The organism is Streptococcus sp. 20925_1_22, from assembly GCF_041431685.1.
GTDB lineage: Bacteria > Bacillota > Bacilli > Lactobacillales > Streptococcaceae > Streptococcus.
Genome location: NZ_JAPVYE010000010.1, coordinates 44946 through 60734 on the forward strand (window position 1 = coordinate 44946; position 15789 = coordinate 60734).

Here is a 15789-nt window from a genome sequence, read left to right on the forward strand (position 1 = left end):
TCAGAAAAAGAGATATAATAGTTGGCAAGGGAGGTGATTCTATGCCTTACAAACAGGACGAGGAATTTATGGCCTATGTTGGGCACTTGATTGAAAAGCCCAGTGTACAGCGCCTGAAGGAAATTCCCCATCATATTCATTCCAATAGACTTGAACATTCCATCAATGTAAGTTATACTAGTTACAGAATTGCCAAAAAATTTGGCTGGAATGCCCGCAGCACGGCACGCGGTGCCCTGCTTCATGACTTATTCTACTATGACTGGCGTGTGACCAAGTTTAAGAAGAGTCATGCTTGGGTTCATCCGAGGCTGGCAGTTCGCAATGCTCGTAAGATTACCAATCTTAATAAAGTCGAAGAGGACATTATCGTCAAGCATATGTGGGGCCTGACTTTGGCACCGCCTCGCTACAAAGAATCATTCGTTGTGACGATGGTGGACAAGTATTGGGCCGTCAAAGAAGCAACGGCACCTTGGAGACGCAAGGGCAGTAATCGCAAGCTCTTTCATCGAAAGATGCTAAAACCGTAAATGTTTTATTATAAAAGGAGTAACTATGAATCATTCTATTATTCAAGATCAATCAGATATTAATTCTTTCTATGCCAAGATTTATTCTATCGTTGGTGTCGGTATTGGAATCTCAGCAATCGTGTCTCTCTTGATGCTATTTGTCTTTCAAGATGCTATTTATACTATTTTGACAAGATCTGTCTGGATCTATTATGCAGCTATTGCAGTTGAGTTTATCCTTGTGTTGGTAGCATCTGGAACTGCTCGGAGCAATAGTCCGGCAGCGCTGCCAATGTTTTTAGCTTATTCAGCCATTAATGGATTTACCCTGAGTATTATCATGGCGCTGTATCTTCAGTCAACTGTTCTCTTAGCCTTTCTGACAACGACCGTTATGTTCTTTGCTATGGGCTTCATCGGCAAGGTGACCAAGAAGGATCTTTCTGGAATGGGCAGAGCTTGTATGGCCGGTTTGATTGGTATTATCGCTGCTAGCGTCCTTAATATCTTCTTGAGAAGCAGTGGCTTGGACTTTATCATCAGTATCGTTGGTGTCCTTATTTTCTCAGGACTCATCGCTTGGGACAATCAGAAAATCCGCTATGTCTATGAGCAGACCAATGGCAATCCAGGGAATGGCTGGGCAATTTCGCTGGCTCTGCATCTGTATCTGGACTTCATTAATCTCTTCCTCAGCTTGTTGCGTATTTTTGGAAGAAACAAATAACTCAGCTAAATAAGACTCAAGCATTGGACGTTTGCTCCAGTGCTTTTTGTTTCTCCTATGGATTTATGGTATAATAAACCCAGCAAATAGAAAGCGAGAACAGTATGAAAACTCCTTTTGTCAATCATGAAAAGTTAGCTGAGATTACGGCGCAGTTTCCAACACCTTTCCATCTTTATGATGAGAAGGGAATTCGGGAAAGAGCGCGTGCTCTGCATGAGGCCTTTTCTTGGAATCCAGGTTTTAAAGAGTACTTTGCCGTCAAGGCCACTCCCAATCCTGCTATTTTAAAAATCCTCAAAGAAGAAGGCTGCGGGGTGGACTGTGCCAGCTATGTCGAATTGCTCATGAGTCAAAAGCTAGGCTTTGCTGGACAGGACATCATGTTTTCGTCCAATAACACACCAGCTGAGGACTTTCAGTTTGCGCGTGACCTAGGAGCGACTATCAATCTGGATGCTTATGAAGATGTAGCTTTTCTAAAGGAAGCCGCTGGTATTCCCAAGGTCATTTCCTGCCGTTACAACCCTGGCGGTGTCTTTGAGCTGGGAACCAGCATTATGGATAATCCAGAAGAAGCCAAGTTTGGTATGACCAAGGACCAGCTGATTCAGGCTTTCAAAGAGCTCAAGGAGTTGGGAGCTGAGAAGTTTGGCATTCATGCTCTCTTGGCCTCAAATACTGTCAGCAATGACTACTATCCTGAACTGGCCTGTCAGCTTTTTGAGCTGGCTGTAGAAGTAGTGGCTGAGACAGGAGTTGAGTTGGACTTTATCAATCTCTCTGGTGGAGTCGGCATTAATTATCAGCCTGAAGGCGAGGAAAATGACATTGCGGTCATCGGTCAAGGAGTTCGTCAGGCCTATGAAGCTATTCTGACACCTGCTGGTCTAGGACAGGTCAAGATTTATACGGAGCTTGGCCGCTTCATGTTGGCGCCTTATGGCCTGCTGGTCACCAAGGTTACCCATAAGAAGCAGACCTACCGAACCTATCTGGGAGTGGATGCCTCTGCGGTCAATCTGCTGCGTCCTGCCATGTACGGTTCTTATCACCACATTACCAATATGGATCGACCCGAGGGAGAGACAGAGATTGTGGATGTTGTCGGCAGTCTTTGTGAGAATAACGATAAATTCGCCATTAATCGCCCGCTGCCTGTCAGCCAAATTGGCGATACACTAGTGATTCACGATACGGGTGCTCATGGTTTTTCTATGGGTTATCAGTACAATGCCAAGCTCCGCTCCAGCGAAATTCTCTTGGAACAAGATGGCAATATTCGCATGATTCGTCGGGCTGAAAAACCAGAAGATTATTTTGCGACACTGTATGGCTTTGATTTTGAAAAATAGAGAAAATTTGATATAATGAAGAGCAATGTAAAAATGGAAATAGAGGAGTTCTCGATATGAATTTAGTTTTAGCAATTTTCTTGATTATGGCAGCATTTGCTGGAGGCGTGATTTTGGGTATGTATCTGCTTCGTCGGCAAGTTGAGAAGGAATTTGCAGAAAATCCGCGTCTGAATGTAGAAGCAGTTCGGACCTTGCTTAGCGCTAGCGGTCAACGGCCAAATGAAGCGAAAGTACAGCAAGTCTATCGTCAAATTATCAGCCAGCAGAAAGCTGCGCTTGCTAAGAGCAAAAAGAAAAAATAATTTTCTAGTGGCTGGCTGTTAATACCAGTAGAGAAAATCTATAAAAAAATGGGGATTTGGAATCGGCTTCCAGTCCCTTGTTTTAGAAAGAAGACCTTATGGATAATCGACCAATCGGTTTTTTAGACTCAGGAGTGGGCGGTTTGACTGTAGTCCGTGAGCTCATGCGGCAGCTCCCCCACGAAGAGGTCATTTATATCGGAGATTCAGCGCGGGCTCCTTACGGTCCTAGGCCTGCCGAGCAGATTCGCGCTTATACCTGGCAATTGGTCAACTTTCTCCTGACCAAGGATGTTAAGATGATAGTCATTGCCTGCAATACAGCGACTGCTGTTGTCTGGGAAGAAGTGAAGGAAAAGCTGGATATTCCAGTACTAGGCGTGATTCTGCCGGGGGCTAGCGCGGCTATTAAGTCAACTGCCAGCGGCCGCATCGGTGTTATTGGAACGCCAATGACAGTTTCTTCTGATATCTATCGCCAGAAAATTGAAGCGCTCTCGCCGGAGATGCAGGTGGAAAGTTTGGCCTGCCCTAAGTTTGTGCCTTTGGTAGAGTCCAATGAACTTCATTCCAGTCTTACCAAAAAAGTGGTCTATGAAACCCTGCAACCTCTGGCTGGCCGAGTAGACACCCTTGTCTTGGGCTGTACCCACTATCCCTTGCTCCGGCCTATTATTCAAAATAGGATGGGACCAAATGTGAAGCTGATTGATAGCGGGGCAGAGTGCGTACGGGATATTTCTGTCCTGCTCAATTACTTTGAAATCAACCGCAGTCGGGAAAAACAGGAGTTCAATCACCAATTTTACACAACTGCCAATGCCAAGAGCTTTTCGGAGATTGCAGAAAGCTGGCTGGGCCTGAAAGTGAATGTGGAGCATGTAAGCTTATGACAAATAAAATTTATGAATACATTGACGAGAACAATTGGTATATCGGAGAATGGACTCGCTTTCGTAAGGCTGGCTATCATTTCAACGACATCCCATACAGGCTCTTGGAGCATATTGATGCGGAGTTGAGCGAGCTGATTGAGCGGGATTTGGAAGAAGAATACAATGCCTTTACCACAGTTGTGGTCAAATACGGATCGCCCATGTCTTATATCCAGTTTGTCCTCAGTATGATTAACGACCGCCAGAAGCGGGATTTTAAGGCGACCAGTCATAAGGGGGCTATTCTGATTACAGAAAAGGACTTGCTGCGCAAGGTTTTCTTCCTGTCTAAAGATGGAGTTAAGATGACTGACTTTTTTGGTCAGGGGCAGGAGTCGGAGATGGCTGTCGGAGATACGATCTTGATTGCGACGCGCAACGAAGGAAAGACAGCAGAGTTTCGCAAACTCTTTGAGAAGCTGGGCTATAAGGTTGAAAATCTCAATGATTATCCTGATTTGCCAGAAGTGCAAGAGACTGGAACCACCTTTGAGGAAAATGCGCGGCTCAAGGCAGAGACAATCAGTAAGCTGACCGGTAAAATGGTGCTAGCTGACGACTCAGGTCTGCAGGTCGATGTTTTAGGTGGCTTGCCTGGAGTATGGTCGGCTCGCTTCGCTGGAGTAGGCGCGACAGATGATGAAAACAACATCAAGCTCCTGCATGAATTAGCTATGGTGTTTGATATCAAGGACCGCTCGGCTCATTTTCATACGACCCTAGTGGTGGCTAGTCCTGATAGGGAGTCTCTGGTAGTTGAAGCGGATTGGCCAGGCTACATTGCCCATGAGCCAAAAGGGGAAAATGGTTTTGGCTATGATCCCTTGTTCTTAGTGGGAGAAACAGGAAAAACGTCTGCCGAACTAACGATAGAAGAAAAAAATGCGCAATCCCATCGGGCTCAGGCAGTTAAGAAATTAGTGGAGGTATTTCCAGCATGGCAAAGCAAACCATTATGGTCATGAGTGATTCTCATGGCGACCGTGCTATTGTAGAAGAAATTAGGAATCATTATATTGGAAAGGTAGATGCGATTTTCCATAACGGAGACTCTGAGCTTCCTTCTGATGATGAGGTATGGCAAGGGATTCAGGTTGTTGCAGGGAATATGGACTTTTACGACGGCTATCCAGAACGATTGGTGACGGATTTGGCGGGGACCATTATTGCCCAGACTCATGGCCATCTCTTCCATATCAACTTTTCTTTTCAAAAGCTGGATTTGTGGGCGCAAGAGGTTAATGCAGACATCTGCCTCTACGGTCACCTGCATATCCCAGATTCTCGAATGGAGGGCAAAACGCTCTTTCTGAATCCGGGCTCCATCAGCCAGCCACGCGGTCTGATCAACGAACGTCTCTACGCTAAGGTAGAGATTGATGATGACCGCTTTAAAGTTGATTTCTATACACGAAATCATGAACTCTATCCAAGCTTGTCCAAGGAGTTTAGCCGATGATTGCTAAGGAATTTGAAGACTATCTGCTGCAACATGAAGAAACTTTTTTGACGCCTGGGGAAAATCTGGCGGTTATGATTGACACCCACAATGTGGATCATGCTATCCTACTATTGAGCCAGATGACATACTCACGTGTACCAGTCGTGACAGCAGATAAAAAGTTTGTTGGCACGATTTCCCTGACAGACATCATGTCCTATCGCATGCGCCATGATTTGCCAGAAGAGGAATTCATGATGACAGACATCGTCCACATGACCAAAATGGACGACTTGACAGTTGGGCCAGATTATACTGTATCAGATGTGCTTCATAAGCTGGTCGACGAGTCCTTTCTGCCGGTTGTGGGCGAGGATCAGCATTTTTACGGAATTATTACTAGAAAGTCCATTTTGAAAGCTGTCAATTCTTTGTTGCACGGCTTTAGCAAGAAGTACGAAATTCGCAAAAAATGAAAGAATACATTAGACCGTTTTTAAATCAAAAAAATATCTCAGAAAATTCTAAAATTGCCTATTCTTATGATTTGGAGCAGTTTATCGAGGAAGTACATGACCGGATTACCGAGACCAATCTGCGGATTTATCAGGCCTCTATCAAGGATTTTAAGGCAGCTGTTCAGAAGCGGAAGCTCTCAGCAGTCAATCAATTTCTCTACTTCCTTTATCAGCAGCAGCTTATTGAGGAGTTCCACCGTTTGGTCCTGCCCAAGGTTTCCATATCAAAGGAGCAGGAAAATGAACTGCTGGATCTGTCTGCTTTTTGGCAGGAATCAAGCGTTCCCAGGGGGCGGCTGATGGCTCTTCTTATCTTGGAAATGGGCTTGCTGCCCAGTGAGATTCTGCAGGTCAGAGTGACAGATGTCAATCTTGATTTTCAGGTTTTGAAGATTGAAAAGGCCGGTCAGAAGCGGGTCATCAAGATTCCTGAGAGCCTGACGGGTGAGTTAGAAGACTATCTGACAGGGACATATTTATTTGAGAAAAACGGCAAATCCTATTCTCGTCAATGGGGCTTCCGTCAGCTAGAGGCTTTCTTGATTGAGCAGGGACAAGCCAGTCTATCTGCCCAAAGCCTGCGTGAGCAGTTTATTTTGCGCCAGCGGGAGAAGGGGATTGGCCTCTATGATATTGCCCAAGATTTGGGCTTGAAAACCATGATTACACTAGAAAAATACAGATAAAAATGGATATCAAACTAAAAGATTTTGAAGGCCCGTTGGACCTGCTGCTCCACCTTGTATCTAAGTACCAGGTGGATATTTATGATGTGCCCATTACGGAGGTCATCGAGCAGTATCTGGTTTATGTGGCTACTTTGCAGGCCATGAAGCTGGAAGTGACGGGCGAGTATATGGTCATGGCCAGCCAGCTCATGCTGATTAAGAGCCGCAAGCTTCTGCCTAAGGTGGCGGATAATGCTGAACTGGAAGATGATTTGGAGCAAGACCTCTTGAGCCAGATTGAGGAATACCGTAGGTTCAAGCTCTTAGGTGAGAAAATGTCGCTCCAGCATGATGACCGGGCGCTTTATTATTCTAAGCCCAAGCTGGAGCTGGTTTATGAAGATGCTGAGCTCCTGCATGACAAGTCAACGATAGATCTTTTCTTGGCTTTTTCCAAGGTTATCGCCAAGAAGCAAGAGGAGTTTTCTAAGAGCCATACAACCATTGTGCGAGACGAGTACAAGATTGAGGACATGATGTATGTGGTGCGTCAGCGCTGTGCAGGTAAGAGCCGTCTGGCTCTGCAGGAGATTTTTGCAGAGACCAAAGACATGAATGAGGTTATCACACTCTTTCTGGCGACCTTAGAATTGGTCAAGGTGCAGGAAGTGCAAGTCATTCAGGAAGAAAATTTTGGAAATATTTATTTAGTAGGAAGAGGAAATGAGTAAGTTAGCAGAGATTGAAGCCCTGCTTTTTGTAGCGGGAGAAGATGGACTAAAGGTTCATCAATTGGCAGAAATCCTTTCTTTGCCGCCGACCGGTGTCATTCAGAGTTTGGAGAAGTTGGCTGAGCAATATGAAGCCAATCCAGACTCTAGCCTGACCCTGCTGGAAACCTCAAAGACATACAAGCTGGTCACAAAGCCTGAGTTTGCTGAGATTCTGCGGGCCTATTCGCGTGCGCCAATCAATCAAAGTCTGTCGCGGGCGGCCCTTGAAACCTTGTCTATCATTGCCTATAAGCAGCCGATTACAAGGGTGGAAATAGACGACATTCGCGGGGTTAATTCCAGCGGTGCTTTAGCCAAGCTCTTGGCTTTTGAACTGGTTCGAGAGGATGGTAAAAAGGAAGTCATTGGCCGGCCAAATCTCTATGTGACAACGGATTATTTCTTAGACTATATGGGGATCAATCACCTAGATGAGCTGCCGATTGTCGAAGAAACAGAGCTAGTTGCTGAAGAAAGCCAGCTCTTTATTGAAAGGACAGATATCGATGAGAATCAATAAATACATCGCTCATGCTGGGATAGCCAGCCGTCGTAAGGCAGAAGAGCTAATCAAGCAGGGGAAGGTCAGTATAAACGGCCAAGTGGTACGTGAGCTGGCGACAAACGTCAAGTCTGGCGACCGTGTGGAAGTAGAAGGCCAACCTATCTACAATGAAGAGAAGGTTTATTACCTCCTCAATAAGCCGCGCGGAGTCATTTCCTCTGTCAGTGATGACAAGGGTCGTAAGACGGTCGTGGAGCTCTTGCCTCAGGTTAAGGAGCGGATTTATCCGGTCGGTCGTTTGGACTGGGATACTTCTGGCATTCTCATTCTGACCAATGACGGAGATTTTACCGACGAGATGATTCATCCCCGCAATGAGATTGATAAGGTCTATGTGGCGCGTGTCAAAGGATTGGCCAATAAAGAAGTTCTTCGTCCTCTGACTCGCGGTATTGAGATCGAGGGGCGCAAAACCAAGCCAGCAGTTTATGAGATTATCAAGGTTGATCCGGCGAAAAATCGCTCGGTCGTTCAGCTGACCATCCACGAAGGCCGTAATCATCAGGTCAAGAAGATGTTCCAGGCGGTTGGATTGCAAGTGGATAAGCTTTCACGGACTCGCTTTGGTCATTTGGACTTAACTGGCCTCAAGCCTGGTGAGTATCGTAAGCTCAGTAAAAAAGAAGTCAGCCAGCTGCATACACTGGCTGTAACCAAGACCAAGAAATGATAAAGAAACTGCTTATTGCTCCTGTCCGCTTTTATCAACGCTTCATATCGCCTGCTTTCCCTCCATCTTGCCGCTTTCGGCCCAGCTGCTCTAACTATATGATAGAGGCTATCCAGAAGCATGGTGCTAAAGGAGTTTTAATGGGCTTGGCGCGCATTCTCCGCTGTCATCCCTGGTCTCAGTCGGGAGAGGATCCTGTACCAGACCATTTCAGTTTGAGAAGAAATAATTCAAGAAAAAAGTCACACTAGATAAGTATCTAGTGTGACTTTTATATATATATATATATATTTTCCGAACATTTCCTATCTTCTAGACCAAGTCTTAGGGAGGAAGAGCAGGAGAATCGGGTAAATTTCCAAACGACCGCCAATCATAGCAAAGGCTAGCAGCAATTTGGAAAAAGGACTAAAGATAGAAAAATTATCTGTCGTCCCAATCATGGGACCGATATTGTTGAAGCAAGAGACAACCCCGCTGACAACCGTCATGAAATTATTATTATCCAAGCTGACAATGAAAATGAGAGCTAGAATAATCAAGATATAAACGGCTAAGTATTTCAGTACCTTATGCTGTGTATCCTTGTCAATTACCGCATCATTGACATGCAAGGTCAGGACGCGATTAGGTGATAAGGTAGATAGAATCTGATTTTTAGCAATGCGGGAAATGATAATTCCCCGAATGACCTTGAATCCCCCAGCTGTTGATCCAGCTGAGCCCCCGATACACATGAGCAGGAGCAGGATAACTTGAGAAAAGAGCGGCCATTTGACTGTATCGCCATAGCTAAATCCAGTTGTTGTGATGACATTAGCTACCTGGAAGAAGGAAATCTCCACGCTCTTGGCAAAGCCTTGATAGAGGTGGAAGACATTAAAGGCAATCAAGGCTGTGGAAAGAAAGACAATCCAGAGATAGCCCTTGAGCTCCTCATCTTCAAAGCAAGCTTTAAACTTACGAATCAGCAAGTAATAGTAGAGATTGAAGTTGACCCCGAAAGCTAAAACTCCAAAGCTGACCAGATAAGTAATCAGCGAGCTGTTATAGTGGGCGATACCGTCATTGTATACGGTGAATCCTCCCGTACCAGCTGTTCCCATGGCAATGACCAGACTGTCAAAGAGGGGCATGCCCGCTAGGAAATAAAGCAGAGCAAAGATAGCAAAGAGAGCCAAATAGATGATATAAAGAATTTGAGCAGTATGCTTAAGCTTGGAAACGACCTTGCCAAAGACTGGTCCCGGAACTTCTGCTTTCATGACCTCCAAGTGACCATTTTTAGCATTGTCCATAATAGCTAAGGCAAAGACCAGCACTCCCATCCCTCCGATTAAGTGAGTAAAGCTGCGCCAGAAGAGCAGCGAATGGGAGAGAACGCCGACATCGTTAAGGATAGTCGCTCCCGTGGTGGTAAAGCCAGAGCTGATTTCAAAGAAAGCATCAATAACGTCTGGAATCTGCCCGGAAAAAACAAAGGGCAGAGCTCCGAAAAAGGACCAGAGAATCCAGCACAGGGCTACAATCAGGACACCTTCCTTGGCGTAGATATGCAGGTCCTTGGGCTTGAAATAAGAGCCTATTCCACCTAAAACTAGCAGGATAGCCATGGTCGCCCCGATAGAGAGAAAGACTTTTAAAGGCTCACCGTAGATTAGAGCGACGATAATAGGCACAATCAGCAGAGCCGCCTCAATCAGCAGTAATTTTGCCAGCAGGTAGCGAATCATAGATCTATTCATGGGCCTACCTCGCTAACAGATCGTAAATCTGCGTGATATTTTGCAGCAGAGTAGTGACGATAATCTTATCTCCAACTTGCAGGTCGTCATCACCGGTAGGGAAGATGGCTTTGCCTTGACGGATAATGGCCGCAATCAGAACATCTTTCTTCAGATGAAGCTGAGATAGAGGAATACCAGTCATCTTGTTTTCTTCCTTGATTTGGAACTGCAGGGTCTCGATTTGGCCGTTGGCTACATGGTGCAGAGCTTCTAGGTTAGAGAATTGAGCATTGTAGCGACCGCGGATAAAGTGCATAACCGTATCAACGGCGATACCTTTAGGAGTCACGATGCTGGCAAAGTCTTGGTTATCAATGATTTCCAACAAACTGGTCCGGTTAATCTTGGTGATGTTTTTCTGTACACCTAGATTATTAAGGAACATGGAAGTGATGATATTTTCTTCATCTACACCAGTCAGGGTAGCGATGGCATCAAAGTTATTGGCGCGTTCCTCCAGCAGGATATCCTTGGCAGTACCATCGCCATGGACGACATAGAGATCAGGAAATTCCTGACTGAAAAAGTTTGCCCGCTCACGGTTGGATTCAATGATTTTGAGCTCAATTTTACTGTTCTTGAGAATATTGAGCAAGTAATAGGCGATCTTGCCAGCCCCGATAATCATCAGGCTCTTAACCACTCTAGGGCGTACCATATTGTGGAATTGAACGATGTCTAGGCGGTTACCTGTTACATAGATCTTGTCTCCGGCCTCCAAAGTGAAGTCGCCGTCAGGAATTTCCAAGTGCCCTTTTCTTTCAATAGTACAGACAATGATATTTCCAAATTTCTTACGGAACTGGGAAATATTCATCTGGCAGAGATTGCTGTCTTCCTTGAGTTTGAACTCCATCAGTGCCACTCGGCCATTGGCAAAGTGCTCTACTGACAGGGCATTAGGGAAGTCAATGATATTAGCGATATAGCGAGCAGTTAGGAGCTCAGGATTGACCACCAGCGAGAAGCCCAGAATGTTCTTCTCCTTAAAGTAAGGGTTGGAATACTCAGGATTACGCACCCGAACGACGGTTTCCTTAGCCCCCATCCGTTTGGCCAGAACAGCTGAAACCATGTTGACCTCATCATGCTCTGTCATAGAGATGAAGATGTCACAGTGACTAACATCCGCCTGTTCTAAGATTTTGAAGTTAGCTCCATTGCCAGCAATACCAATAATGTCATAGCGCTTGGTAATCTGGTTGAGAACAGCCTCATCCTGCTCGATCAGGATAACATCATGTTTTTCAGCCACTAAGGAGCGACAGAGGGCCGTTCCGACCTTCCCGCCGCCAACAACGATAATTTTCATAAGTTTAGATTCCTCCAAAGTATGTATCTATCATACTCTTTTTTCATTTAAATTTCATCTATTTTCAACAATTTAAGGGAAATTATAGCAATAAATAAAATTTTCATTATGATAATATTTACAAAAAACATAGAATAGTATACAATAAAAACAGGTTAATATGTAAAAGATTTATCACTAATTATTAGTATAATATAAAAGTTTTTTTGGATCGGGGTTGAGAATGTGGGATAAGGATGAAAAGATGAGAAAAGAATATATCACAGTTCTTATCTATTTGATAGATGATGGATAAGTGGAATAATAAGATACGAAATAACCATTAGTAAAATATGAAAAACGAGCAATTCAATGTGTTTTGCTATTTAAAATCTTACTGTCTAGCTATGAGATTATTGGGAATTAGACTAACAAGGTAGGCAGAGAAAGATAGAGAAAAATTTGGATTAAAATGCTAGATGTTATAAATTAATATACTATCATAAAGGAACTACAGATAAGGGAAAAGTTATTTCCATAGGTAACTTGTTATCCTAATCAAGCTAATAAACCAAAATTCGTTAATTTATTACAGAGATTTTTCAACATATTATTAATAAATTCAAAATAGAATTAATTCTATTGCTAGAACTACTCTAATGTAGAAAAGAAAAAGGAGATAAAAAGAATGTATCAAACTAAACAGAATATCATTGATTTTGTCAAAAATTATCAGGAAAAGCTAAATACAGATGATGATAAGGCGAAATTTGCAGCGGAACTTGGCGAACGGATTAAACAAATGGATTTTAGAGCCAACAATGGCGGAGCAGCTATTATTTTCTCTGGGCAATATGGAAATGAAGAGGGTGTCCAGTCACAAATTTTCTGGACAGTGAAAAATATTTCAGAAAATAGTAAGGGATCTTATAGTTTAGTCAATGATTCGTGTGAAGATCTTTTAAATGATAGTAATTTCTATGAAGTACTTATAAAAAAAGTTGGGGAACCTGATGCCAATCGAATTATGGAAGGAGGAAAAACAGCTTCAGGAGAACGGAACAGATATATATATGAGGGATATGAAGCTTTGTCTGTGAAGGACCTCGTCTCAGATAACTATATACGTGATAATGCTAGAGGAGATGTGCTGGTCTTGATGAGCACAAATTTACCGATTGACAGTGTACTAGCTCAAACGGAACTTCCTCGCTTGATAGACAGTCATCCAGATGTGATAGCTATTAATGGGATACCAGTTGAAGAGTTGAGGCAGTTGACACAAGAGCAACGCTTCCGAAAGGTGGCTGAAGCATCAATTCGTATACAGGAGAATGCAACTTTTTATCGTGGAGAGTATTTAGGTGTTAAAAATGACGTAGAAATTTTAGACCTCAGAGGAAAAGGAGTAGCTGGGGATATTAAGATGGCGATTCCTGAACATTTCCGCAAGGGAGAGACCTTTAAAATTAGAAATATCCTCAATCTTTATTTTGAAGGGGATTTTTCTAGTCTTAATCCAGAGCATAGGCAAGCTTTGGAAGATTTTGCATATAAAAAAGAAGCGGAACTAGATGGTAAGCTTAGTGACTATACAGTCACTTTAAATAATAAAGGGAAAATTATCTCGATTGAAACAGGTGGTTTCGGTCGTATTGATTCTGGCGGGTATATAGTAGGATTGGATAAGTTAGCGAACTTTAGCAGTGATGTGGACATGAAGAAGGCATATCCTCATTTTGATGACTTGTCAATTAAAGAAAAATTCCAAATGAAGGAGACAGAGCTAGTTAAACGCCACTATTTTGAAGGAGATTTTGACAAACTATCTCTGGAAAAGCAACAGGCTATCAAAGATGCTGTTTTCAATCGTGGATCTAGAATCGGTGGTAAATTAGAAAAATATCAAGTTGTTTTGAATAGCCATGGCAAGATTACGGACATTCATTTAGACGGAGCAGGGAGAACCGAAAAAGGGGAAATCAAAGTTTCTTTGGATCAATTTGCTAATTTTAGTAGCGATAACGTTATGAAAAATCGCTATGGGGGATTTGAGGAATTGGAAGTTGAGGCTCAGATACTAGCAAAGAAATATGATTCAAATCTAAGAGAATTTTACCATGCCTTTAATCATGCTTCTCCTTCCGTCAAAGCTACATCTCTATATATGAAGGCAACAGGCAAAAACGCTACAGAACTTAATCAGGTAGATCGTTTTATTATTCAAGTAGGAGAACGCTACAGAGATTTTTATAGCCAATACCCACCTCAGATACCGAAAAGTAATAGTAATAGGCCAAATTCAAGTGCTAATACTATTAATGGGTATGCAAACAGAAGTAATATGAATGTCAATACTCTGTCTAATAATAAATCTAATACAGATAAAGCAAACCGCCTCTCCAATTATGATACAAACTTTGAATCGCCTAATTTTGATTTAGCTAATAATTTAAGTTCAATGCTAAATTCGGAGGAGGTGAAAAATTCTTTAAAAAATTATCAGAAAGATCCTAACAAATTAAAAAATAGTGCATCAAATTCTGTAAAAGAATATAGACGTAATTTCAATAAATTAACAAACAAGGGATTAAAAGTTATAGATGGAATAGGTACCGGTCTTGAAGTAATTGAAGGTATAGACACATTTATGAATCTTGTTAATAAGTACAATAGCGGAAAACAAAAAGAGGCTTTAGCAGAAGCAACTGCTATTAGTGCGGAACTTGTGGCTAATCATTTTACTTCTCAGTTATTCACTAGCACTCTCCTAGGGCTCGTTGCTATTGTGACGGGTGGAGCAGCAGCAGCACCTGTGTCATTCGTTGTATTAACTTTGGGGGCTATTTATCTTGCCAATTATGCAGCCGATTTTTATGGGCAACTGCTTCATGATTGGATTTTTAAAGGTTTGATGGGAGATTATGAAGATGCCTCCAAGATTCAGTATACAGATCCATTAGTTCTAGACTTGGCAGGGAATGGCTTTAAACCAACTAGTCTAGAAAAAGGAGTTCACTTTGATTTAGACCAAAATGGTTTTGCCGAGCGAATCAACTGGATTCAAGATGATGATGCTTTGTTAGTTTTAGATCGTAATGGAGATGGCGCTATTAATAATGGAAATGAGCTCTTCGGAGACTACACACGAATGTCAAATGGCAGGCTTGCTCGTAATGGCTTTGAAGCGCTTGGTGAATACGATCTTAACCAAGACCAAATTATTGATGAAAAAGATGAGATTTATAATCAACTGCGCGTATGGCAAGATCGTAACCAAAATGGTAAGTCAGAAGCCGAAGAGTTAAGAAACTTGACAGATGCAGGAGTTGCTGCTATCCAATTGAATTATCAGAAGAATAATAAAAGATCAGAAACTGAAGTTACATTTGGTAATACTGCGAGATATATTAAAAGTTCTGGCGAAACTGCAGAAATCACTGAATACTGGGTGAAAAAACGTAGTTACGATACCCAAATGCTTAATCTAGTGGAAGTGCCCGAAGATATGCGGAAACTTCCAGATATACAAGGTGCAGGGCTTCTTCCGTCTTTGCATCAAGCTATAGCTCGTGATCGTTCTGGAGTGTTGTCTGAAAAATTAAAACAATTTATGACATCAACAGATATTAAAGAACGTAAACAATTAGTTGAAGAAATTCTTATATCTATTTCAGGAGGGAATGAAGTAGATCCTGACAGTAGAGGAAATAATATCAATGCTAAACATTTACATGTCATTGAACAAATTTTGGGAGAAAAATATAATGGAACAACAGGGGAGAACCCTCATGTGACTGCTGCTCCTCGCTTGAAAGCTGTTTACAATGATATTTTAGATTTTTATTACTATACATTAATGGAGCAGACACATCTACGGTTGGTTTTGCCTTTCATTAAAATAAACGAAGATAAAGTTCTGGACTTTACAATCTTAAATAATGTCTTGCCAATGATGTTGAAGGAAGAAAAAAGTACGGAAAAGCTAGAGAGCATAGCAGGCTATCTTAAATTTTTAGAATCGAAAGGGATATCAGGGTATAGTTCATTTAAAGAATACTTTGGCTCTAGGAATTATTCTTATCTCAAAGCTATTATGATAGGAGCCGGAGAGGTCGTAATGGGGAGCGATAAGGGCGAAAGTTTACAGGCGACGGAAAAGCAAGCTTTTGTTATGGCTTACGGGGGAGATGATAATGTCCAAGGAGACAAGCAAAATAATCTACTGGATGGTGGTTC

The 15789-nt window shown here is 42.6% G+C and carries 15 protein-coding genes and 1 pseudogene; 14 read left to right on the forward strand and 2 right to left on the reverse strand.

Going from position 1 to position 15789, the window contains the following annotated elements; genetic code table 11:
• Window positions 1-41 precede the first annotated feature (41 nt).
• The 13 genes from O3621_RS11250 (at window position 42) to yidD (ending at window position 8723) form a co-directional block, all read left to right on the forward strand.
• Window positions 42-533 (forward strand): HD domain-containing protein, encoded by a 492-nt coding sequence (locus tag O3621_RS11250; RefSeq protein ID WP_314449525.1) that lies wholly within the window; start codon window positions 42-44, stop codon window positions 531-533.
• A 25-nt stretch (window positions 534-558) separates the two neighbouring features.
• Window positions 559-1242, forward strand: coding sequence for a Bax inhibitor-1/YccA family protein (locus O3621_RS11255; protein ID WP_371514170.1), 684 nt, complete (start codon window positions 559-561; stop codon window positions 1240-1242).
• Window positions 1243-1346: 104 nt separating this feature from the next.
• On the forward strand, window positions 1347-2597 hold the full coding sequence (locus O3621_RS11260; protein WP_371514171.1) for a diaminopimelate decarboxylase: 1251 nt from the start codon (window positions 1347-1349) through the stop codon (window positions 2595-2597).
• 56 nt (window positions 2598-2653) lie between these two features.
• Complete coding sequence (locus tag O3621_RS11265) at window positions 2654-2902, forward strand: YneF family protein (RefSeq protein WP_002894600.1); 249 nt, start codon at window positions 2654-2656, stop codon at window positions 2900-2902.
• Between the two features lie 98 nt (window positions 2903-3000).
• A complete protein-coding gene (gene racE, locus O3621_RS11270; protein WP_111675433.1) occupies window positions 3001-3795 on the forward strand; it encodes a glutamate racemase in 795 nt (264 codons plus the stop codon).
• The gene (locus O3621_RS11275) at window positions 3792-4802 is read left to right on the forward strand and encodes a nucleoside-triphosphate diphosphatase (RefSeq protein ID WP_371514172.1); all 1011 of its coding nucleotides are present in this window, start codon (window positions 3792-3794) and stop codon (window positions 4800-4802) included. The genes racE and O3621_RS11275 overlap by 4 nt, the downstream gene beginning before the upstream one ends.
• Complete coding sequence (locus tag O3621_RS11280) at window positions 4775-5296, forward strand: metallophosphoesterase (protein WP_371514173.1); 522 nt, start codon at window positions 4775-4777, stop codon at window positions 5294-5296. Before O3621_RS11275 ends, O3621_RS11280 begins: the two co-directional genes overlap by 28 nt.
• The gene (gene cbpB, locus O3621_RS11285) at window positions 5293-5754 is read left to right on the forward strand and encodes a cyclic-di-AMP-binding protein CbpB (protein WP_002897025.1); all 462 of its coding nucleotides are present in this window, start codon (window positions 5293-5295) and stop codon (window positions 5752-5754) included. The genes O3621_RS11280 and cbpB overlap by 4 nt, the downstream gene beginning before the upstream one ends.
• A complete protein-coding gene (xerD, locus tag O3621_RS11290) occupies window positions 5751-6482 on the forward strand; it encodes a site-specific tyrosine recombinase XerD (protein WP_125331126.1) in 732 nt (243 codons plus the stop codon). The genes cbpB and xerD overlap by 4 nt, the downstream gene beginning before the upstream one ends.
• Window positions 6483-6484: 2 nt before the next feature.
• Window positions 6485-7195, forward strand: a complete 711-nt coding sequence (locus tag O3621_RS11295) for a segregation/condensation protein A (protein WP_125331127.1) — start codon at window positions 6485-6487, stop codon at window positions 7193-7195.
• Entirely contained in the window at window positions 7188-7757 is a 570-nt protein-coding gene (gene scpB / locus O3621_RS11300; RefSeq protein WP_002894610.1) for an SMC-Scp complex subunit ScpB, read from the forward strand. Before O3621_RS11295 ends, scpB begins: the two co-directional genes overlap by 8 nt.
• On the forward strand, window positions 7744-8472 hold the full coding sequence (locus O3621_RS11305) for a pseudouridine synthase (RefSeq protein WP_061591977.1): 729 nt from the start codon (window positions 7744-7746) through the stop codon (window positions 8470-8472). Before scpB ends, O3621_RS11305 begins: the two co-directional genes overlap by 14 nt.
• Window positions 8469-8723: a membrane protein insertion efficiency factor YidD gene (gene yidD / locus O3621_RS11310; RefSeq protein ID WP_371514174.1), complete on the forward strand. Its 255-nt coding sequence runs from the start codon at window positions 8469-8471 to the stop codon at window positions 8721-8723. Before O3621_RS11305 ends, yidD begins: the two co-directional genes overlap by 4 nt.
• A gap of 54 nt (window positions 8724-8777) precedes the next feature.
• Here yidD and O3621_RS11315 read toward each other — a convergent pair whose 3' ends face one another.
• Window positions 8778-10217 carry a TrkH family potassium uptake protein gene (locus O3621_RS11315; RefSeq protein WP_371514175.1) on the reverse strand — a complete coding sequence of 480 codons (1440 nt, stop codon included), beginning with the start codon at window positions 10215-10217 and terminating at the stop codon, window positions 8778-8780.
• A gap of 4 nt (window positions 10218-10221) precedes the next feature.
• Window positions 10222-11571 carry a Trk system potassium transporter TrkA gene (gene trkA / locus O3621_RS11320; RefSeq protein ID WP_371514176.1) on the reverse strand — a complete coding sequence of 450 codons (1350 nt, stop codon included), beginning with the start codon at window positions 11569-11571 and terminating at the stop codon, window positions 10222-10224.
• A 667-nt stretch (window positions 11572-12238) separates the two neighbouring features.
• Between trkA and O3621_RS11325 the strand changes: the two are divergent.
• Window positions 12239-15789 (forward strand): annotated as a pseudogene (locus O3621_RS11325) (hypothetical protein); the annotation flags it as partial.